Genomic DNA, 18,702 nt, shown 5'->3' on the forward strand with positions numbered 1-18,702 from the left:
CGGCCCGGGCGTTAGCTGTCTCCGGACCCACCCAGGCCCACCGCGCGGGCCCGCCGCGCGGGCTAGGCTTGGTGGCATGGGCACCGCACTCCGACAACCACCCGCGCCGCGTCCCGAACTGTATGCCTTCTCCCGGCTGGACTACGTCACCGCCGGCACCTATGTGGCGGTTGCGGCGTTCTTCGCCACCGCGTCCGGGCTGCTCGCCCCGCTGGTGGTGCACCTCTCGTCCAACCCGGCTGTCGTCACTTACGCCGTGAACCTGGTGTTTTACGCGGCCATCGGCCTGCTTGCCCTCTCCGCCGCCCACCAGGTGGCGCGCCGGGATCTCCGGGTGCTGGCCACCAGGCCGTGGTTCACCCTGCTGATGGTGCCCCTGGCCGTGGTGGCCGCGATGATCCTCACCGCCGTCCTGGTCGCCGTCACCGGTCCGCCGCAGACGTCCGCCAACCAGGCAGGACTGCAGGCCCTGATGCAACAGGTTCCCGCCTGGCTGATGGTGCCGCTGCTGGTGATTGTGGGGCCGTTCGTCGAGGAGTACATCTTCCGGCATCTGCTGATCGGCAAACTGAGCCGGCGGCTGAACATCTGGGTGTGCTGCGCCCTGTCAGTGGTGCTGTTCGCGGCCCTGCACATCGTGGGCCAGGAAGCGCTGACCCTGCCGGCCCTTATGCCGTATCTCGCTATGGGGGCGGTTTTGGTGTTCGCCTACGTCTGGACCGGCAAGAACCTTATGTTTTCGTATTCAGTCCACGCCGCCAAGAACCTGCTGGCCGTCATCTTTATCTACGCGATCCCGCCCGAAGTCCTCGAGCAGCTCCAGTAGGCCGCCCAAAAAGCCGGTACGGGGCGGAACTTCCGCCCGGCACCTAGCTTCCGGGCCGCCGTCGTCGTAGGTTTTTCCCATGGCACTGAACATCCAGATAGCTGTCGATTGCCTTGACCCGCATGCCCTTGCCGACTGGTGGGCCGAGACCCTGGAATGGGCCGTCGAACCGCCGGATGAGGCCTTTATCCGGTCCATGATCGAGCAGGGCTTCGCGACGGACGCGGAGACCAAGCTGCACCACGGGAAGCTGGTCTGGCTGACCGGCGCCGCGATCCGTCCGCCGGGGGACCTCGATGCCAAGCCGCCCACCCGCAGAATCCTGTTCCAGACAGCGCCCGAGCCGAAGACCGTGAAAAACCGGATCCACTGGGACGTGAACCTGGCCGGGGCGGACAAGGACGCGGCACGGGCCGCCCTGGAAGCGCGCGGCGCCACGTTCCTCTGGACTGCCAATGAGGGCCCGCATTCCTGGCACACCATGGCGGACCCGGAGGGCAACGAGTTCTGCATCAGCTGAGTCGATTACTACACTCGGACTGTGAGCAACGAAATCCCCGCCAAGGTGTCCGACGTCTTTGACCCCACCCGCTGGCGCACCGTGACCGGCTTCGACGACTTCCAGGACATCACGTACCACCGGCAGGTGGAGCGCGCCGCGGACGGCACCGTGGTGCGGGACCTGCCCACCGTCCGGATCGCCTTCAACCGGCCCGAGGTACGCAACGCGTTCCGGCCCGGCACCGTCGATGAGCTCTACCGGGCCATGGACCACGCCCGGATGAGCCCGGATGTCGCCACCGTCCTGCTGACCGGCAACGGCCCCTCCCCCAAGGACGGCGGCCACTCGTTCTGCTCCGGCGGCGACCAGCGGATCCGCGGCCGCGACGGCTACCGGTACGCAAACGGCGAGACGACGGAAACGATCGATCCGGCCCGCGCGGGCCGCCTGCACATCCTCGAGGTCCAGCGCCTGATGCGGACCATGCCCAAGGTGGTCATCGCCGTCGTCAATGGCTGGGCGGCCGGCGGCGGGCACTCCCTGCACGTCGTCTCAGACCTCACCATCGCGTCCCGGCAGCACGGCAAGTTCAAGCAGACCGACGCGACCGTGGGCAGCTTCGACGCCGGATATGGCTCGGCCCTGCTGGCCCGCCAGATCGGGCAGAAATCAGCCCGCGAAATCTTCTTCCTCGCCCGCGAATATTCCGCTGAGGACATGGTCCGGATGGGCGCGGTGAACGAGGCCGTCGACCACGAGCGGCTCGAGGAAGTGGCGCTGGAATACGCCGCCGACATCGCCCGGCAGTCCCCGCAGGCCATCCGGATGCTGAAGTTCGCCTTCAACCTGGCTGACGACGGCCTGGCCGGCCAGCAGGTGTTCGCCGGCGAGGCGACGCGGCTGGCGTACATGACGGACGAGGCCGTGGAGGGCAAGGAAGCCTTCCTCGAAAAGCGCGATCCCGACTGGTCCAACTTCCCGCACTACTTCTAGGCCGCGCCATGACCTCCGTAGCGGTAGACATCGAGCCCGCCCTCGCCGCCCTTGCCGCCGCCCTCGGCGGGGAGGGTCCCGCCGTCGAACTCTCCGCCGGGCCGGATGGCTCCCCCGCCGTCTCGCGGGTGGAAACGCCCGGCATCGAGGATGCCGCCGTTGTGGTCCGGACCTCTGGGTCCACCGGCGCGCCCAAAGCCACGGTCCTGACCGTGGACGCCCTTGCGGCCTCCTCCATGGCGACAGCCATGGCGCTCAAGGGCGAGGGCCAGTGGCTGCTGGCGCTGCCCGTGCAGTTCGTGGCCGGCGTCCAGGTCCTGGTCCGGTCGCTGTTCGCCGGCACCCGCCCCTGGGCCATGGACCTCTCCGACGGGTTCACCGCAGAGGCCTTCACCGCCGCTGCGCAGGAACTGACGGACAAACTCCGGTTCACGTCCCTGGTGCCCACCCAGCTGCAGCGCCTGCTCGACTCGCCGTCCCAGGAGACCCTGGCCGTGCTCCGGCGCTTCAACGCCGTACTGCTGGGCGGCGCCCCGGCGTCGGCGGACCTCCTCGCGGCGGCCCGGGATGCCGGTGTCCGGGTGGTCACCACCTATGGTTCTGCCGAGACCTGCGGTGGGTGCGTGTACGACGGCGTGCCGCTGGACGGCGTCGAGGTCAAGATCGCGCCCGACGGACGGATCTTGCTAGGCGGGGCGACCATCGCCGCCGGCTATCTCGACGAGCCGGAGCTGACCGCCGCGACCTTTGTCGACGACGGCGGGATCCGCTGGTACCGGACCAATGACCTCGGGGAGTTCGCGCCCGACGGGACTCTCACAGTGCTGGGGCGCGCGGACGACGTCGTGATCACCGGCGGCGTGAAAGTCTCCGCCGCGCACGTGCAGGCGGAGTTGGAGCGGCTTGAGGGTGTGCAGGCGGCGTTCGTGGCGGGGGTGCCGTCCGCCGAGTGGGGACAGGCCCTGGCCGCCTACGTGGTGCTGGCCGATGGCTCCGCCGAAGCGGCCGAGGCCTTTACCGCCGGGATTCTCAGTGGTGCCGCGGGTGCCCTGACCGGCGCGCTGGTCCCGAAAACCGTGCTGACCGCCGCGGAACTGATGATGCTTCCCAACGGCAAACCTGACCGGCTGGGCATGAGTGTTCTGCTGGACGCCCGTCATCGGGGAAAATAGAAAAGTCCTTCCACCAGATCACCACCGAACCAACGAGGTACTGACCGTGGCCACAGCCGCACAATGGATCCAAGGCGCCCGCCTGCGCACCCTGCCGGCTGCGGTCGCTCCGGTCCTGATCGGGTCCGCCGCGGCCTACGAGATGAACGCGTTCCGCCCGGTCAACGCCCTACTGGCAGCCCTGGTGGCCCTGCTGCTCCAGATCGGCGTGAACTTCGCCAACGACTACTCCGACGGTATCCGCGGCACCGACGAGGACCGGGTGGGCCCGCTGCGGCTGGTGGGATCCGGTGTGGCCAAGCCGGAACACGTCAAGCGTGCCGCCTTCGCTGCGTTCGGCCTGGCGATGCTGTTCGGGCTGGTCCTGGTCATCATCACGCAGGCCTGGTGGCTCATCCTGGTGGGTGTGGGCTGCGTGATGGCGGCGTGGGGCTACACCGGCGGTAAGAACCCCTACGGCTACCTCGGCCTGGGCGACCTGTTTGTGTTTGTGTTCTTCGGGCTGGTGGCCACGCTGGGCACCACCTACACCCAGGCCGGACAGCTCAGCGTCGCGGCCATCATCGGCGCGATCGGCACGGGCCTGATCGCCTGCGCCCTGCTGATGGCCAACAACGTGCGGGACATCCCCACCGACCGTGTGGCCGGGAAGAAGACCCTGGCTGTGCGCCTCGGCGACAAGCACGCCCGGGAAAGCTACGTGCTGATGCTGGCCGTGGCGATCCTGCTGGTGATTGTGCTGGCGCCGGGACGGCCGTGGATGTTGATTGTGCTGCTGCTGATCCCGGCCATCCTGATGCCGTCGTGGCTGATGATCGCGGGCCGCCGCCGCAAGAGCCTGATCCCGGTGCTGAAGCAGACCGGCTTGATCAACCTGGGCTACGCCGTGCTGTTCTCGCTGGGCCTGGTGCTGAGCCGCGGGTTCTAGGGCAGGGTCGGTTATTCGGGGGGTTCGCCGGAGCCGGCGAGGGGCTGCCGGGACTTAGCGTCGGCCACGGAACCTCCGGTGCCTCCCGGCACCTGGCCTCGGCCGCGGAACTTCCCGGGCCTCCCGGCACCTGGCCTCGGCTGCGGGCCTAGCCTCCGCCGCGGAATCCCCCGGGCCTCCCGGCACCTGGCCCCTGCCGCGGAATCCCCCGGGCCTCCCGGCACCTGGCCTCGGCTGCGGGCCTAGCCTCCGCCGCGGGACCTCCGAAACCTAGGAGTCCTTGGGGCGGATCTCGTTTCGGACGGTGACGTCCGGGTGCTGGTCGACGAGGCGGTCCTCGGCGTCGGCGTCGTCGATCTCCCCGGCGCTGCGCAGCGGCTTGGCCTGGCCCGAGAGGCGCGAGTGAATGGCGGCGGTGGCCTCGTCGCGCTGCTTCTGGAAGAAGAGGAAGCTGATGGCGAAAGCCATCATCCCCGCGCAGAGGGCGGCCAGCAGCCAGCCGAGCTGCAGGTAGATGAACAGCGCAAACAGCGGGGCGAATAGCGCGAGACGGATCAGGGAGTATTTCAGGAAAGCCACGTACCCAGTTTAGCCGTCCTGGCCGGGCCGCCGCCCGACGCCGGAAGCTCGCGCGGAGGCTAAACTGAAGCTATGCTCCGTGTCGTGGTACCAATCCTTGTACTGGTCGTTTTTATCTACGGTCTCATCGACCTCATCCGGACCGACGCACGCCTGACAAAGGGCATTTCCAAGCCTGCCTGGATCGTAGTGCAGATCGTCCTCCCCGTACTCGGAGCGGTTTTGTGGTTCCTGATCGGCCGGCCGCGGGGCCAGGCTCCGGAGGCCCCAGTCAGCTACCGGCACCCCACTGCGCCGGACGACGACCCCGATTTCCTCCGCAACCTCGAACAGCGCCGGCGCAACCAGTCGGAGGCTGACCGGCTCAAGAAGCTGAAGGCCGAACTCGACGCGAAGGAGCGCGAGCTCGGCAACAACAGCGGGGAGAACCGCGGCCCGGACTCCGGCGAAACCCACGGCAGCGGCGACACAACGCAAGGCACCGACGAGGTTAAGTAGCGGTACCCGGGTGTAGGTGGGCCCAGTCCCCGCAGCTTGGCGCGGACTGCACGCCGCCCACAACCCGCCCGTCGCATCCCCACACGCCGCAGGCACGCCCATTTGCCACAAACGGCCGCTTCATCTGCCTCATAGCGGCCATCTCTGTCATCTCGGCGTGCTCCCCGCGCCAGTGGCCCGCCACGGACCTCGTTGTCCGGCCCACCCAACGCCCCGCGTGCACGCCCATTTGCCACAAACGGCCGCTTCAGGAGACCCATAGCGGCCATCTCTGTCATTTCGCCGCGCTACTACATCCACGAACGGCCGGCACGGCCCAAGTCCACTACTTCCCCCACACCGCGCCTGTCCTGTGGATAACGCCGCGACGACCTTCTGTAGGGCCCAGAATTTTCCTATGCGCCAACCGAGCAGTCTCCCGCCACAGCTTCGGAGTAGACCCTTCACCGTCGCGGAGGCCCGCGCAGAGGGGCTGAGCCGCCGTCGGATCCGCGCGCGCGACCTCGTCACCCCCTGCCACGGTGCGCGTGCCGCCGCCTCGCTTCCAGACACACTGCTGGAACGGCTCCATGCGTTGTGCGCGGTGACGGGTGCGGTGGTGAGCCACCTTTCGGCCGCCGTCCTGTGGGGGTTTCCGCTGCCTACGTCGCTGGCCAATCCCGCCGTCGTTCACCTGACAAGCCAGCGGGGCCAGCGTGCCGTGCGCCGTAAGGATGTCGTGGGTCATCAGGGCGTCCTTGAAGCGGACGACATCGTGGCCGGCGCCCGCGTTCAATGCACCTCCCCGCTGCGCACGTGGTTCGACCTCGCCGGCACACTGAGCCTGGACGAACTTGTCATGGCAGGCGACTATCTGCTGCGTCGACGGAATCCCTTCACCACCGTGGCTGAGCTTGACGCCTACCTCGCGCGTCGAGCCGGCATGCCGGGCTACCGACCCGCAATGCGGGCGCGGGCGCTGGTTCGCGCCGGCACGGACTCGCCCAAAGAGACGGAACTCCGGCTGCTCCTGACCCGCCACGGCCTCCCCGAGCCGGCCATTAACGTTCCAATGTTCGACGCAACCGGCGGCTGGATCCAGGATCCTGATCTGTCTTATGAGCGGGAAAAGATCGCGATCCAGTACGACGGCGGACACCACGCCAATCCAACCCAACGGCGAAGCGACATCTTTCGGGATGAAAACGCGCGGGACGCCGGGTGGCGGGTGGTTGTGTTGACGCAGTGGGATCTGACCCCGTTCGCGCCCGGCATGGAGCCGACGGCGGTCACCAGGGTGCGGGCGGCGCTGGCCGAACGCGGCTGGACCCCCAAGACCAACAGCACCCGGCGCTGACCCACAGGGGTTGGCCTGCGCCGTCTAGAGGGCCAACGTCGTCCATCTGACACAAATGGCCGCTAAACCGAGGGGTTTAGCGGCCATTTGTGGCGAATCGTCGAGCGTAGCGCGTGGCGGACCGTCGAGCGTCGTCGCGCGGGCGGAACCAACTAGGCCGGCGCGCCCCCAGAAACCTACAGCCCCGAGTAGGAGTGCAGGCCGTTGAAGAACTGGTTCACGATGGTGAAGTTGAAGACCACGCAGAGGTAGCCCACGATCGAGAGCCACGCCGCGCGGGTCCCGGTCCAGCCGCGGGTGGCACGTGCGTGCAGGTAGCCGGCGTAGACCACCCAGATCACGAACGTCCACACTTCCTTGGTGTCCCAGCCCCAGAACCGGCCCCAGGCCTTCTCGGCCCAGATGGCGCCGAACATCAGCGTGAAGGTCCAGCCGACGAAGGCGATCGCGTTGATCCGGTAGGACAGGTTCTCCAGGCTCAGCGCGTTCGGGACCAGGCGCATGAAGCCCAGCTTGTCCGCCCCGCCGGCCGCAATGGTCTTCTGCCGGTGCGACTGGACCAGCTGCAGCGCCGACATGGCGAACGTCAGCGTGAAGAGCGCAGAGGACAGCACGGCGATGGAGACGTGGATGATCAGCCAGTAGCTCTGCAGCGCCGGCACGAGGTGCCCCACGGGGGTCCAGAACGCGACGGACGCGGCGACCAGCATGATGATGGCCAGCCCGATCACGAAGGTGCCGAGGAACCGCAGGTCGCGGCGGATCAGCACCAGCAGGAAGACGGCCACAGCGACGAAGGCGCCCGTGGTCAGGAACTCGTACATGTTGCCCCACGGCACCCGGCCCGCGCCAAGGGCACGGGTGATGACGCCGGCGGCGTGGATGGCGGCACCCAGCACGGCGAGGGCGACGGCGACCCGCGCCGGAGCCCGGCGTTCACCGCCGTAGCGCATGCCGCCGTCGGCGGTCAGGCCCGCCCCCTGCCCACCGGAGACGGACGACGTCGGACGCTCGGCGCGCCCGATCGGGCCGCTGACGTCGGAATCGGCCCGGTCCACACCCGCGGAGGAACCGCCGACGCCTGCGCCGGCACCGGCAGAAACGCCTGCGCCCACCGGGACGCGGGCGGCCTCGGCACCGGAGAGCTCCGCGGCCTTGAGGTCCACGGCGCGCAGCGTCTTGCTGCTCTTGGCCAGGTCCCACGCGAAGGCGATGAAGGCCACGGTGTAGGTGCCTGCGGCGAGCAGCATAAAGAGCTCGCTGTACTGGCCCATGGTTTCGTTAATGGGGAACATTACTGATCCTTCTTTGACTCGGGAGAGCCTGCTGTGGACTGGGTGGAGTCTGTTGCGGGTTGTTCCGGGGCGGTCTGTACGCCGGATTGGGCGCCTGCATCCGCCCGGTCATTATCCGCTGTCGCGCTGGGAGCAGGCTGGGAATCGGCGGCGGGTTCGTCCACCGGCCATGCTGCGGAGAGCAGTGCACGGATGGCGGCGGCCTCGCCCGCCAGGCGGTGGTCCTCGCCGCGGGCGAGGAGCCCGTATTCCACCATGGTCCGGCCATCCTCATGGGTTCCGGTGCGGACCCAGACGCGGCGGCGGTTGACGTACAGCGAGGTGACCAGGCCAGCGACGGCGAGCAGCGCGAAGATGAGCGCATACACCTGGCCCGGGTTGTGGTGGATGTCCACGCCGACGTAGCGCTTGACGCCGTCGAAACTGATGGTGCCCTTGCCGTTGGGCAGCGTGTGGGTGGTGCCCGGGGTCAGCACAATGCCCTTCGTGGGCAGGTTTCGGGCGTTCAGCGGCGTCAGCTTCTTCACGTCGAGCTCGAAGACGTTCTGCGGGGACCCGCTGTCCAGGCCGAGGTCGCCGTAGTAGGAGTTGAGGGTCAGCTGCGGGTTGAAGAGTTCGGGGTCGCCGCTGAAGGACACTCCGTCCTTGGTGATGAACGCGGTGGGCAGGAAGAAGCCGGCGAACGCCAGCTGTTCCGGTTTCGCGTCCGGGACCTTGATGACCACCGAGGAGTAGTAGTTCTCGCCCTGCAGCTTGGCCACCACCGGGCCCTGCATGGCGATGTTGCCCTTGCCGTCCCGCACGGTGACCACGGGGGCGTAGCCGTTGCCGGTCAGGTAGATGCTGGTGCCGCCGAGGCTGAGGGGATCGTTGACCTTCAGCACCTCTTTTTTGGCAGGCGCACCGGGGTTTTCCTTGGTGGTGACATCAGCCTTGAAGTCGATGGGCTGGCCGAACTTGCCCTTCGATTCCCGGTCGAACGTGATGTGGAACTTGTCCAGCTGGATGGAGTACGGCTCCAGCTGGCTGCTCTGGAAGTTGGTGCCCGGGGTGAACTGGTCGTAGCCCACCAGGGTGTTCACGAACGTGTCGCCCTCGACCAGGATCCGCTGGCCGCTGTACCCGAACAGGCCGCCGGCGGCGACGGAGACCAGGACCCCGATCAGGGCCGTGTGGAAGACAAGGTTGCCCACTTCCTTGAGGAAGCCGCGTTCCGCGCCCAGGGAGGGCCGGGCGCCGTCGCGGTCCCGGACCTCCACCCGGTAGCCGCGCTTCTTCAGCAGGGCAGCGGCGTCGTCAATAGCGGCCGACGCCGGGATCCCGGCACCCGCGGGGACCACCAGGGTTCCGTATTCGGGCAGCCGGGACAGCCGGGCCGGGGTGCGCGGCGGCTGGGAGCGCATGGCCTTGTAGTGCACGATCGCGCGGGGCACCACGCAGCCGATCAAGGAGATGAACAGCAGGATGTAGATGGCGGAGAACCATGCCGACGAATAGACGTCGTAGAGCTGCAGCGAATCGAGGAGCTTGCCGTAATCCGGGTGGTCCTTGATGTACTGCGTCACGATGGCGGGGTTCGCGGGACGCTGCGGGAACAGTGAACCGGGCACGGCCGCGACGGCGAGCAGGAGCAGGAGGAATAGGGCGGTGCGCATGCTGGTCAGCTGCGTCCACGCCCAGCGGAGCATGCCCAGCGGCCCGAGCGTGGGCAGCACGGCGTCCGACTTGGCCTCCGCCACGGTGCTGGAACCGGTTCCGGGCGTGCCGGGGGACGGGGTTTTATTCTCTACGTTCACTCGCTCGCTCATCAGATCGGCAATGTCACATCGGTTTGGAACCAGTACTGCAGCCCGGACACCCAGGCGCCCCACACTCCGCTGGCCATCAGCAGGCCCAGCACAATCAGGATGCCGCCGCCGCTGCGCTGGATGGCGAGCCGGTGCTTCCGGAAGAAGGACAGCACACCGATGCCGCGGCGGACGGCCAGGGCGATCAGCAGGAACGGGATGCCCAGCCCGAGGCTATAGACGAAGGCCAGGAGTGCGCCCTTGGCAGCGGAGGACCCGCCGGAGAGGCTCAGCAGCTGGACGGCCGAATACGTCGGGCCGATGCACGGCGCCCAGCCCAGGCCGAAAGTGATGCCCAGGAGCGGGGCGCCCCACAGGCCGGCCGGCGGCTTCGCGTGGATCTTGGCGTCGCGCTGCAGCCAGGAGAAGCCGCCCAGGAACACCACGCCCATCACGATCACCACGAGCCCCAGCACCTGCGTCACCCAGGCGTTCTGCGAGCCGGTGATCAGTGTGCCCAGCTGGCCGAAGGCCCCGCCGAGGAGGACGAAGATCACCGAGAAGCCGAGGACGAAGAGTCCGATGCCGGCCAGCATCCGGCCCCGACGCTGCTTCTGCAGGTCGACGCCGGTCAGCCCCGTTACGTAGCCAAGGTAGCCGGGGACCAGGGGCAGCACGCAGGGCGAAAGGAAGGAGACAAACCCGGCCAGCAGCGCCACGGGGATGGCGAGCAGCAGCGAACCGCTCAGGATGGCTTCGGCGAAGGGGCTGTTCATGGCGTTGATGCCCGGCTACTCGGCCACGGCGGCGGCGATGAGGGACTTCAGGGTGCCCTTTTCGATTTCGCCGAGCACCCGGGAGGCGACGCGGCCCTTTTTGTCCAGGACCAGCGTGGTGGGAACGGCACCCGGCGGAACGAGCCCGGACACGGACAGCAGCACGGCGCCGTCCTTGTCGTTGAAACTCGGGTAGGTCAGGTTGAAGGTCTTGTCGAAGGCTTCCGCCGTCGGCTTCTCATCGCGCAGGTTGACCCCGAAGAACTGCACGCCCTGGCTCTTGAACTCCTGGTGCAGGGCCTCCAGCGAGGGTGCCTCCACCCGGCACGGCGCGCACGCTGCGAACCAGAAGTTCAGCACCGTGACCTTGCCCTGGAACGCCGACGCCGAGACCTCGGTGCCGTCGAACAGTGTCCCCTTGATGTCCACCGGGCGTTTGCGTTCGGCGGCGGCGAATTCGGTCACGGAGCCGTCGCCGGCCACATAGTTTTTGTTGTCGCCGGCTTTGGCCTGCTTGGCCAGGTCATCCTCCTGGGCGCAGCCGGAGAGGCCCAGCACGACGGCGAGGGCGGCACCGCCCGCGGTGAGGACGTTCCGGCGGGACAAGCGGGGATCGTTAGCCACCATGCTTATGCCCCCGGGGTGCTGGAGGCACCGGGCAGCAGGGCGGCAGCAGGTTCGCTGTAGTCGACGCGCAGGATCTCACCGGCGTCGTCGAACACCAGGGACGTGACCGAGGTCAGGGTGCATTCGCGTTTCCGCGGATCGTGCCACAGCGGTTTTCCCTCGGCGCTGAGGCGGGTGGCCCAGATGGGCAGCTGGTGGCTCACCAGGATGGCCTCGGCGCCGTCGCCGCCCAGTTCAATGGCCCGAAGGCGCGCGTCCTGCACCGCGGCAGCCACCCGGGCCGCCTGCTCCTTGTAGGGCTCGCCCCAGGAGGGCCGGAGCGGGTTGCGCAGCATCGGCCAGTGCTTGGGCTTGAGGATCTCGCCCTTGGAGACCTGGAGGCCCTGGAAGTAGTTTTCAGCCTCGATGATCCGCTCTTCGGTGACGATGTCGAGGCCAAGCGCCTCCGAGATCGGCTGGGCCGTTTCCTGGGCGCGGGTCAGCGGAGACGCGACCAGATGCACGATTTTGGCGCCCTGCGCGGCCTGTTCCGTGAAGTGCTCGGCGAGCGTCCGGGCCATCTCCCGGCCCAGCTCGGAGAGGTGGAACTCCGGCAGCCTGCCGTACAGGACGCCGTCGGGGTTGTGGACCTCGCCGTGGCGGAGCAAATGAACAGTGGCTTGGGGCATGTGTACCAGTTTCTCAAAGGGCAGGGGCAATGACGAAATCTTCTACGAGAAGTAGAACTGAAAGTTTTTTCGAAATGTTCCCCGGAAGTGGAATAAAAGATGCAAATGCATGTTTATACTGGGTGAAGCAGTTAGTTGAGTCTTCAACAAATGAAGCGTCAACCCACGATCAGACGAACTCAGGCACCACCCCACCCGACTCAAGGAGAACCACCATGGCACTTCCCGCTAACCTCACCACCGGCACCTGGACCCTCGACAACTCGCACAGCGAAATCGGCTTCACCGTCCGCCACGCCGGCATCAGCAAGGTCCGCGGCCAGTTCAAGGACGCCGACGCAACCCTGGACCTCGCCGAGAACGTCGCCGACTCCAAGGTGAACGCCACCATCAAGACCGCGAGCTTCGACTCCGGCGACGCCAACCGCGACGGCCACGTCCGCGGCGAGGACTTCTTCGACGTCGAGAAGTTCCCCGAGATCTCCTTCGTCTCCAACGCCATCGTGGCCAAGGGCGACGCCTACGAGCTGCAGGGCGACCTGACCATCAAGGGTGTCACCCGCCCGGTGGCGCTGGAAACCGAGCTCAACGGCGTGGCCGTTGACCCGTTCGGCAACACCCGCGCCGGTCTGACCGCGGAAACCACGATCAGCCGCAAGGACTTCGGCCTGACCTGGAACGCAGTCCTCGAAGCCGGTGGCGTGCTGGTCAGCGACAAGGTTGCCATCAACCTTGAGCTCGCCTTCATCGCCCCCGCAGCCTAGTTCCCACGCCCTCCAGGGCGGACGAGCTCACCGGCTGACCGCCGGCGGCCTCCTGGACACCCCGCACCGCCTCCAAGGCGGCGCGGGGTGTCGTCGTTTAAGCCCGGCACTCCGCGCCATGAGCCTGGTGGTTCCGCTGCGTCGGTGCCGGGCGCATCGGGTGCTTGCGGGACGCCGCGCGCCAGTCCCGGAGTCCTCTGGGAACCCCCAGCCTGGCGGTCTAAAGTGAAATCCATGAGCAATTCCGGCGACGTCCCCGAGCCACCCCAGCCCGACGGCACAACACCGCCGGAGCCGGGCGCCGCCCTGCCCGGCCCGGCCGACGGCCCCGCAGCGGGCGGCACCCCCGGCCCCGGACGGGCACCCGGGTTCCGCTTCCGTTGGCCCGAGGACCGGCCACGGACCTTCCGCGAGGCACTCCCCGTTGGCGGCTACTCGTCGATACTCAACGTCCCGGCGATGCCTACGGAGCTGAAGATCTCGTATTGGGTGTGGGTGGTCGGCGGCGTATTGGGACTGCTCGCAGGGGTGATCGGGCTGTTTGGCACCCTCGTCCTGTTTGTGGTCTCACCGCTATCCGGCATCCTGCTGCTCTTGCTGGTGCTGGTCTCTGTGGCCCTCGCCGCGGTGCAGGTCACGCTGGCGATGAAAATGGCGGAAGGCTGGGAATGGGCCCGGTTCGGCCTGACCCTCGCGGCCGGTGTCAGCCTGGTGCTCGCCGCGCTGAGTTCTGGGATGGCCGGAGGCGGAAGCTGGCCCGGCTTTGTCATCAGCCTCGTGGCGACGGCCCTGATGTGGCTGCCCCGGTCACAGTCCTGGTTTGAGGGCTTCAAGGGACGTTTCCGGCCAGGTCCCGCGGCATAGTCGCGGCCGGGAAACGGGACCCGGCCACCCCGTCCTCCCGCTCCCGCGTGCCGCCGCTCGTGCCGCCGTTCAGTGCGCCCCTCGTGCCGCCGAGAATACCTCTTGGGAATGACCCAAACGGCCGCGTGTGCGCGGTACGGTGTACTTAAACCACGCTGGGGGCAGGGTTGTAACGCTGGTCCCGGTAGCCCATTCCGTCAACCACATGCAAAGGACCGCCATGAGTAACCCGCCAGTCGAGCCTTCCAGCCCGGACGGACCCGAGTCGGGCAAGCAGGCCCCGCAGTACGGCCAGCAGCCTCCCCAGTACGGACAGCAGCCGCCGCAGTACGGGCAGAAAGCACCGCAGGCCCCGCAGTACGGCCAGCAGCAGCCCCAGTACGGGCAGAACGCGCCGCAGTACGGCCAGCAGCAGTATGGGCAGCAGTCTCCGCAGTACGGCCAGCAGCAGTACGGCCAGAACGCGCCGCAGTACGGGCAGCAGCCGTCGGCCTATGGCCAGGCTCCCGGCCAGTTCGGCCAGAGCCCTTACGGCCAGTCGCCCTACGCGCAGTATCCCTCGGAGCTCCCGGGCGGCGGCACCGCGACCCGGCCCGCGCAACTGGATCTTGCCTTCTGGCTCATCATCGGTGCCGGCGTCCTCGCGTTCGTCAGCAGCCTGGTCATTGCCTTCACCGGTGCGGCGTACTTTGAAACCGCCATGCAGGAAGCTGCCGTCCAGCAGGGCAAGAGCCTCTCCCCCTCCGAAATCAACGCCGTGCGTGGAATCATCCCGGCCAGCGGCATCATCGGCGGACTCATCTCCCTGGGCCTGTACGCACTGGTAGCCTTCCCGGTCCGCAAGGGCAAGAACTGGGCCCGCATCCTGGGCACCGTATTCGCCGCCATCTCGCTGCTCGGCCTCTTCGGCGGAGCCTTCTCCTTCGGCGTCGTCTCCGGCATCCTGCAGATCATTGTGATCCTGATGGGTGTGGCCGGCATTGTGATCCTGTACTTGCCGACGGTCTCGCCGTACTTCCAGAAGCAGCAGCCGTTCACCAACCCCTACGCGCAGAACCCCTACGGGCGCTAAGCCAGTACCCGCAGCCAAGGGCGCGGGATCCGGACGGGCAGGCTGATCCTAGTCAGCGTCCTCCGGGTCCTGCGCCCTTTGTGCGTGGTAGGCGAGGATCTGGAGTTCGGTGGCCATGTCCACCTTCCGGAGGTTGACCCCGGCCGGCACCTGCAGCATGACCGGGGCAAAACTCAGGATGCTGCGCACCCCGGCTGCCACCACACGGTCACATACACCCTGCGCCACGGCCGCAGGCAGCGCCAGGACCACCATGTTGGCGCCGGTGCGCTGCAGCACGGCCTCAAGGTCCGCGGCGTCGCTGACCCGCAACCAGCCCACCTCGCTGCCCACCACCATCTGGTCGGCGTCGAAGATCGCCACGATGTCAAAGCCGCGGGACTCGAATCCGCCGTAGCGGGCGAGGGCCTTGCCGAGGTTGCCGGCCCCGACGATCGCGACTTTCCAGTCGTGCGTCAGCCCCAGGGCTGCCGCGATATGCCTGTTCAGGTACTGCACCTCATAGCCCACGCCTCTGGTCCCGTAGGAGCCCACGTAGGAGAGGTCCTTGCGGAGAGTGGAGGAACTGACGCCCGACGCTTCGGCGAGGGATTCCGAGGACACGCGGTCCACGCCGTCGGCCAGCAGGGTGGTGAGGGCGCGCAGATAGATCGTCAGCCGGGCCACGGCCGCGGGCGGGATCTGCTTGGCGGCAGTCCCGGTTCCGCCGGGCAGGGCATCGGGTGAGGAATCCAGCGAAGTCACTATCTGCTCCATTGAGTCGCGTTGTGCCTCCACTCTAGGGCCCCCGCAGTTCGGGCCACAAAGCCGCGCCCGGGGGCCCGCTTAGGCGGGCGGTGACTCGGGCAGGCCCAGGGCGCGCCGCAGGGTGCGCGCCAGCCGGACTTCGTCAATCCGCCAGAAGTCGCGCTGGACGCCGTCCACCAGCAGCACCGGGATCTCCTCCGCATAGCGGTCGCGGAGTTCGGCGTCGCCGTCGATGGATTGCTCGGACCAGCCAAGTCCCAGCGCGGCGGTGACCCGGCCGACGGCGGCACGCGCGTCGGTGCAGAGATGGCAGTCGGCCTTGGTGATGAGGACGACGTCGGGGGCGGGTTTGGTCATGGCTCCACGGTAGCCCGGACCCGATCCGGTCGTCGACGCCGGCACGGTTTCCACCCCCGCCGGCGCGACGCCGGGCAGTCCTGCGCGAGGGATCCCCGTGCATTGACTAGACTCGTGGCATGCCCGAGGAGAAGATCGTCGCTGTGGCCACGCCGCCGGTTGCGTCTGCGCAGCACGGCGAAGCCGCCTTCTTCGACGTCGATAACACCCTCATGCGGGGCGCCAGCCTGTTCCATGTGGCCCGGAAGATGCACCAGCGCGGAGCGTTCACCATCCCGCAGGCCGCCGGGTTCGCCTGGAAGCAGCTGATGTTCGTATTCCGCGGCGAGAAGCTGGACGATGTCCACGCCGTCCGTGACACCGCGCTGAGCCTGGCCTCCGGTTTTACCGTCAAGGACATCGAGGCCCTCGGCGAGGAAGTCTACGACGAGATGATCGAGTCCCGGATCTGGCCCGGGACCAAGGCGCTGGCCGAACAGCACCTGCGGGTGGGCCGCCGCGTCTGGCTGGTCACCGCCACCCCCGTGGAGGTAGCCACCGTCATCTCCACCCGGCTCGGCCTCACGGGCGCCCTCGGCACCGTGGGCGAGATCCACGATGGCTCCTACACCGGACGCCTCGTGGGTGAAATCCTGCACGGCCCGGCGAAAGCCGTGGCGGTCCGCGCCATTGCCGAGGCCGAAGGCCTGGAGCTCGCCCGCTGCTGGGCCTACAGCGATTCGCACAATGACATCCCGCTGCTGAGCATGGTGGGGCATCCCGTGGCCATCAACCCGGATGCCCGGCTGCGCCGCCACGCCCGTGAACACAACTGGCCGGTCTACGACTTCCGGTCCGGCCGCCGGGCCGCGACGCTGGGGCTCAAAGCCGCGACCGTCGGCGGAGCCGTCTACGGCCTTTGGCGCGGGTTCTCCAGGTTCCGCGGCCCGACCGTCTAGCAGCCACTGCCTACAGCCACCGCCGCGTCCGGCCAGCCGCACCTGCCGGGAAAACGGAAAATGCCCGCCGCCGGAAGGCAACGGGCATTGACGCTGGGGAAGTATCTCTACTTCTTGTTGCGACGCTGGTGGCGCGTCTTGCGAAGCAGCTTGCGGTGCTTCTTCTTGGCCATACGCTTGCGACGCTTCTTAATAACTGAACCCACGAAAGTTCCTTACCGGCTAGATGCATTACCTGCCTGTTGGGAAGGGTCCGCGGGCTAAGCAGCAGACTGAACAACTGACAGGTTCTTACAATGACGTAAAACGTTCCTTAACAGGGTACCGCCTATCGGGGGCACACCACGACCGCAGGCCCCGCGAGGGGGTCTGCTGCGGCACGGCGCGGCGGCAGAAGACTCAGGCCGTCTCAGTGCGTCCGTCGACGACAGCACCCTTGAGGTACTGTTCGACGGCGTTTTCCGGAACCCGGTATGAGCGGCCGAAGCGCACCGCCGGCATTTCGCCGGAGTGCACCAGGCGATACACGGTCATTTTCGATACCCGCATCACATCCGCGACCTCGGCCACGGTGAGAAAGCGCGCGTTGGAGAAGTTGGCCTCCGAAGACATTTCCCTTATTCCTTTTGCTCAAGCGAACGGCTGCCCCGTCTGAACGACATGGCGGTGTGCCGATGCTGAGCCATCAAACAACCATGTGCTAGATACTCTAGGGGTTAGTGGTGCCAATGTGAAAGGTTTCCGCAAGAATCTGCGAAGGATTTCCGCAGGATTTGCGCAGCGGCCACCCTTCCACGCCTGGCCCTTAGCCCCGGTTCCGCCGGGCCCGCGCCGAGGCCGCCAGCTCCCCGAGCAACGACGCCGTCACATCCCAGTCCATGCAGGCGTCGGTGACGCTCTGGCCGTACCGGAGGCTGTCGGTTCCGGCCGCGTGGTCGGCGACATCCAGGGCCTGCGCGCCCCCGACCAGGAAGCTCTCCAGCATCACGCCGGCGATGGCAGCCGCCGAGGCTCCGCCGTGTTCGAGCTGGGCACCAATTTCGAGCGCCACCTCTGCCTGCCGGTGGTGGTCCTTGCCGCTGTTGGCGTGGCTGGCGTCCACGATCAGGCGCGGGTTCAGCTGCTGGGCGGCGAGCCTGGCCGAGGCGGCCTCGACGTCGGACGCGGCGAAGTTGGGCCCGCCGCTGCCGCCTCGGAGGATGACGTGGGTGTCCGGGTTACCGGCGGTGCTGACCAGGGCGGCGCGGCCGTCGTCGTCAATTCCCAGGAACGCCTGGGCGGCACCCGCGGCGCTGCAGGCGTCAAGGGCCACCTGGAGGCCGCCGTCGGTCCCGTTCTTGAACCCGATCGGCATCGAGAGGCCGGAGGCGAGCTGGCGGTGGATCTGGCTCTCCGTGGTGCGGGCGCCGATGGCCCCCCACACGACGAGGTCCGCCATGTACTGCGGGCTGATCGGTTCGAGGAATTCCGTGGCGGTAGGTAGCCCGAGTGCCGTGACCTGGCGGAGGAACTGGCGGGCGGCGCGCAGGCCGGCGGCGATGTCATGGCTGCCATCGAGCCGCGGGTCGTTGATCAGGCCCTTCCAGCCCACCGTGGTGCGCGGCTTCTCGAAGTAGGTGCGCATGACGATGAGGAGGTCCTCGCGGTGCTTTTCGGCCTGGCTGACCAACCTCCGGGCGTATTCCAGCCCGGCCTTGGGGTCGTGGATGGAGCAGGGGCCCACGATCACCAGCAACCGGTCGTCGACGCCGTCCATGATCGCCCGCACCTCGTCCCGGCCGCGGCCGACGACGTCCGATCCGCGGGTGTCCAGCGGGAGTTCCGCGATCATTTCCTGCGGGGTGGGCAGCGGGGTGAAGCGGCTGACGCGCAGGTTGGATGTGGACTGCTGGCTGTCAGTGGCTGCTTCGATACTCATGGTGGGGTCCTGTCCGGGGTGCGGAGCGGGCCCTGATCAGAACCCGCCGGAGAAA

The 18,702-nt window shown here is 67.7% G+C and carries 22 protein-coding genes; 11 read left to right on the forward strand and 11 right to left on the reverse strand.

Features of this window, described 5'->3' with window-relative positions; all coding sequences use genetic code 11:
• The first annotated feature begins 76 nt into the window (after nucleotides 1-76).
• From AC1DBE_RS08710 to AC1DBE_RS08730, 5 genes are all read left to right on the forward strand, one after another.
• Entirely contained in the window at nucleotides 77-826 is a 750-nt protein-coding gene (locus AC1DBE_RS08710; RefSeq protein WP_476970272.1) for a lysostaphin resistance A-like protein, read from the forward strand.
• Between the two features lie 79 nt (nucleotides 827-905).
• Nucleotides 906-1,346 (forward strand): VOC family protein, encoded by a 441-nt coding sequence (locus AC1DBE_RS08715; RefSeq protein ID WP_476970273.1) that lies wholly within the window; start codon nucleotides 906-908, stop codon nucleotides 1,344-1,346.
• 21 nt (nucleotides 1,347-1,367) lie between these two features.
• On the forward strand, nucleotides 1,368-2,321 hold the full coding sequence (locus AC1DBE_RS08720; protein ID WP_476970274.1) for a 1,4-dihydroxy-2-naphthoyl-CoA synthase: 954 nt from the start codon (nucleotides 1,368-1,370) through the stop codon (nucleotides 2,319-2,321).
• A gap of 8 nt (nucleotides 2,322-2,329) precedes the next feature.
• On the forward strand, nucleotides 2,330-3,493 hold the full coding sequence (locus AC1DBE_RS08725; protein ID WP_476970275.1) for an AMP-binding protein: 1,164 nt from the start codon (nucleotides 2,330-2,332) through the stop codon (nucleotides 3,491-3,493).
• Between the two features lie 46 nt (nucleotides 3,494-3,539).
• Nucleotides 3,540-4,421: a 1,4-dihydroxy-2-naphthoate polyprenyltransferase gene (locus AC1DBE_RS08730; protein WP_476970276.1), complete on the forward strand. Its 882-nt coding sequence runs from the start codon at nucleotides 3,540-3,542 to the stop codon at nucleotides 4,419-4,421.
• Between the two features lie 270 nt (nucleotides 4,422-4,691).
• On the opposite strand, the gene AC1DBE_RS08735 is transcribed toward AC1DBE_RS08730, so the two are convergent.
• Nucleotides 4,692-5,000 carry a DUF4229 domain-containing protein gene (locus AC1DBE_RS08735; RefSeq protein ID WP_476903161.1) on the reverse strand — a complete coding sequence of 103 codons (309 nt, stop codon included), beginning with the start codon at nucleotides 4,998-5,000 and terminating at the stop codon, nucleotides 4,692-4,694.
• A 72-nt stretch (nucleotides 5,001-5,072) separates the two neighbouring features.
• Here AC1DBE_RS08735 and AC1DBE_RS08740 point away from each other — a divergent pair, with 72 nt between their 5' ends.
• Together AC1DBE_RS08740 and AC1DBE_RS08745 are read left to right on the forward strand one after the other, a co-directional pair.
• Nucleotides 5,073-5,498 carry a PLD nuclease N-terminal domain-containing protein gene (locus tag AC1DBE_RS08740; protein ID WP_476970277.1) on the forward strand — a complete coding sequence of 142 codons (426 nt, stop codon included), beginning with the start codon at nucleotides 5,073-5,075 and terminating at the stop codon, nucleotides 5,496-5,498.
• Between the two features lie 397 nt (nucleotides 5,499-5,895).
• A complete protein-coding gene (locus AC1DBE_RS08745; protein WP_476970278.1) occupies nucleotides 5,896-6,834 on the forward strand; it encodes a hypothetical protein in 939 nt (312 codons plus the stop codon).
• Nucleotides 6,835-7,010: 176 nt separating this feature from the next.
• On the opposite strand, the gene ccsB is transcribed toward AC1DBE_RS08745, so the two are convergent.
• From ccsB to AC1DBE_RS08770, 5 genes are read right to left on the reverse strand one after another with little or no spacing between them, the layout of a single operon-like run.
• Nucleotides 7,011-8,129 (reverse strand): c-type cytochrome biogenesis protein CcsB, encoded by a 1,119-nt coding sequence (gene ccsB / locus AC1DBE_RS08750; protein ID WP_476880176.1) that lies wholly within the window; start codon nucleotides 8,127-8,129, stop codon nucleotides 7,011-7,013.
• Nucleotides 8,129-9,937 (reverse strand): cytochrome c biogenesis protein ResB, encoded by a 1,809-nt coding sequence (gene resB, locus AC1DBE_RS08755; RefSeq protein ID WP_476880177.1) that lies wholly within the window; start codon nucleotides 9,935-9,937, stop codon nucleotides 8,129-8,131. Before resB ends, ccsB begins: the two co-directional genes overlap by 1 nt.
• Nucleotides 9,937-10,692, reverse strand: coding sequence for a cytochrome c biogenesis CcdA family protein (locus AC1DBE_RS08760; RefSeq protein WP_476903163.1), 756 nt, complete (start codon nucleotides 10,690-10,692; stop codon nucleotides 9,937-9,939). The genes resB and AC1DBE_RS08760 overlap by 1 nt, the downstream gene beginning before the upstream one ends.
• A 15-nt stretch (nucleotides 10,693-10,707) precedes the next feature.
• Nucleotides 10,708-11,319: a TlpA family protein disulfide reductase gene (locus tag AC1DBE_RS08765; protein ID WP_476970279.1), complete on the reverse strand. Its 612-nt coding sequence runs from the start codon at nucleotides 11,317-11,319 to the stop codon at nucleotides 10,708-10,710.
• Nucleotides 11,320-11,321: 2 nt separating this feature from the next.
• Nucleotides 11,322-11,987, reverse strand: a complete 666-nt coding sequence (locus AC1DBE_RS08770) for a histidine phosphatase family protein (RefSeq protein WP_476970280.1) — start codon at nucleotides 11,985-11,987, stop codon at nucleotides 11,322-11,324.
• A gap of 215 nt (nucleotides 11,988-12,202) precedes the next feature.
• Between AC1DBE_RS08770 and AC1DBE_RS08775 the strand changes: the two genes are divergently transcribed.
• From AC1DBE_RS08775 to AC1DBE_RS08785, 3 genes are all read left to right on the forward strand, one after another.
• Nucleotides 12,203-12,751: a YceI family protein gene (locus AC1DBE_RS08775; RefSeq protein WP_476970281.1), complete on the forward strand. Its 549-nt coding sequence runs from the start codon at nucleotides 12,203-12,205 to the stop codon at nucleotides 12,749-12,751.
• 234 nt (nucleotides 12,752-12,985) lie between these two features.
• A complete protein-coding gene (locus AC1DBE_RS08780; protein ID WP_476878428.1) occupies nucleotides 12,986-13,615 on the forward strand; it encodes a hypothetical protein in 630 nt (209 codons plus the stop codon).
• A gap of 220 nt (nucleotides 13,616-13,835) precedes the next feature.
• Nucleotides 13,836-14,687: a hypothetical protein gene (locus tag AC1DBE_RS08785; RefSeq protein ID WP_476970282.1), complete on the forward strand. Its 852-nt coding sequence runs from the start codon at nucleotides 13,836-13,838 to the stop codon at nucleotides 14,685-14,687.
• A 48-nt stretch (nucleotides 14,688-14,735) separates the two neighbouring features.
• Here AC1DBE_RS08785 and AC1DBE_RS08790 read toward each other — a convergent pair whose 3' ends face one another.
• Both AC1DBE_RS08790 and AC1DBE_RS08795 read right to left on the reverse strand, forming a co-directional pair.
• Nucleotides 14,736-15,431: a redox-sensing transcriptional repressor Rex gene (locus AC1DBE_RS08790; RefSeq protein ID WP_476878426.1), complete on the reverse strand. Its 696-nt coding sequence runs from the start codon at nucleotides 15,429-15,431 to the stop codon at nucleotides 14,736-14,738.
• Nucleotides 15,432-15,512: 81 nt separating this feature from the next.
• Nucleotides 15,513-15,791, reverse strand: a complete 279-nt coding sequence (locus AC1DBE_RS08795; RefSeq protein ID WP_476878425.1) for a glutaredoxin family protein — start codon at nucleotides 15,789-15,791, stop codon at nucleotides 15,513-15,515.
• Between the two features lie 119 nt (nucleotides 15,792-15,910).
• Between AC1DBE_RS08795 and AC1DBE_RS08800 the strand changes: the two genes are divergently transcribed.
• On the forward strand, nucleotides 15,911-16,729 hold the full coding sequence (locus AC1DBE_RS08800; protein ID WP_476970283.1) for an HAD family hydrolase: 819 nt from the start codon (nucleotides 15,911-15,913) through the stop codon (nucleotides 16,727-16,729).
• Nucleotides 16,730-16,836: 107 nt separating this feature from the next.
• Here the strand turns inward: AC1DBE_RS08800 and AC1DBE_RS08805 are convergent, their stop codons facing one another.
• The 3 genes from AC1DBE_RS08805 to AC1DBE_RS08815 form a co-directional block, all read right to left on the reverse strand.
• The gene (locus AC1DBE_RS08805; protein WP_003792170.1) at nucleotides 16,837-16,935 is read right to left on the reverse strand and encodes a 30S ribosomal protein bS22; all 99 of its coding nucleotides are present in this window, start codon (nucleotides 16,933-16,935) and stop codon (nucleotides 16,837-16,839) included.
• Nucleotides 16,936-17,128: 193 nt separating this feature from the next.
• Nucleotides 17,129-17,341 (reverse strand): helix-turn-helix domain-containing protein, encoded by a 213-nt coding sequence (locus AC1DBE_RS08810; protein ID WP_346957799.1) that lies wholly within the window; start codon nucleotides 17,339-17,341, stop codon nucleotides 17,129-17,131.
• Between the two features lie 193 nt (nucleotides 17,342-17,534).
• Nucleotides 17,535-18,647: a 3-deoxy-7-phosphoheptulonate synthase gene (locus AC1DBE_RS08815; protein WP_476970284.1), complete on the reverse strand. Its 1,113-nt coding sequence runs from the start codon at nucleotides 18,645-18,647 to the stop codon at nucleotides 17,535-17,537.
• Nucleotides 18,648-18,702: the final 55 nt, after the last annotated feature.

This window comes from Arthrobacter sp. 10T416 (assembly GCF_056394165.1).

Excerpts from the sequence above, each read along its gene's own strand:
- AC1DBE_RS08710 (WP_476970272.1), top strand. The coding sequence starts at position 77 with ATGGGCACCGCACTCCGACAACCACCCGCGCCGCGTCCCGAACTGTAT.
- AC1DBE_RS08715 (WP_476970273.1), top strand. The coding sequence starts at position 906 with ATGGCACTGAACATCCAGATAGCTGTCGATTGCCTTGACCCGCATGCC.
- AC1DBE_RS08725 (WP_476970275.1), top strand. The coding sequence starts at position 2,330 with ATGACCTCCGTAGCGGTAGACATCGAGCCCGCCCTCGCCGCCCTTGCC.
- AC1DBE_RS08740 (WP_476970277.1), top strand. The coding sequence starts at position 5,073 with ATGCTCCGTGTCGTGGTACCAATCCTTGTACTGGTCGTTTTTATCTAC.
- AC1DBE_RS08745 (WP_476970278.1), top strand. The coding sequence starts at position 5,896 with ATGCGCCAACCGAGCAGTCTCCCGCCACAGCTTCGGAGTAGACCCTTC.
- ccsB (WP_476880176.1), bottom strand. The coding sequence starts at position 8,129 with ATGTTCCCCATTAACGAAACCATGGGCCAGTACAGCGAGCTCTTTATG.
- resB (WP_476880177.1), bottom strand. The coding sequence starts at position 9,937 with ATGAGCGAGCGAGTGAACGTAGAGAATAAAACCCCGTCCCCCGGCACG.
- AC1DBE_RS08760 (WP_476903163.1), bottom strand. The coding sequence starts at position 10,692 with ATGAACAGCCCCTTCGCCGAAGCCATCCTGAGCGGTTCGCTGCTGCTC.
- AC1DBE_RS08765 (WP_476970279.1), bottom strand. The coding sequence starts at position 11,319 with ATGGTGGCTAACGATCCCCGCTTGTCCCGCCGGAACGTCCTCACCGCG.
- AC1DBE_RS08770 (WP_476970280.1), bottom strand. The coding sequence starts at position 11,987 with ATGCCCCAAGCCACTGTTCATTTGCTCCGCCACGGCGAGGTCCACAAC.
- AC1DBE_RS08775 (WP_476970281.1), top strand. The coding sequence starts at position 12,203 with ATGGCACTTCCCGCTAACCTCACCACCGGCACCTGGACCCTCGACAAC.
- AC1DBE_RS08780 (WP_476878428.1), top strand. The coding sequence starts at position 12,986 with ATGAGCAATTCCGGCGACGTCCCCGAGCCACCCCAGCCCGACGGCACA.
- AC1DBE_RS08785 (WP_476970282.1), top strand. The coding sequence starts at position 13,836 with ATGAGTAACCCGCCAGTCGAGCCTTCCAGCCCGGACGGACCCGAGTCG.
- AC1DBE_RS08795 (WP_476878425.1), bottom strand. The coding sequence starts at position 15,791 with ATGACCAAACCCGCCCCCGACGTCGTCCTCATCACCAAGGCCGACTGC.
- AC1DBE_RS08800 (WP_476970283.1), top strand. The coding sequence starts at position 15,911 with ATGCCCGAGGAGAAGATCGTCGCTGTGGCCACGCCGCCGGTTGCGTCT.
- AC1DBE_RS08810 (WP_346957799.1), bottom strand. The coding sequence starts at position 17,341 with ATGTCTTCGGAGGCCAACTTCTCCAACGCGCGCTTTCTCACCGTGGCC.
- AC1DBE_RS08815 (WP_476970284.1), bottom strand. The coding sequence starts at position 18,647 with ATGAGTATCGAAGCAGCCACTGACAGCCAGCAGTCCACATCCAACCTG.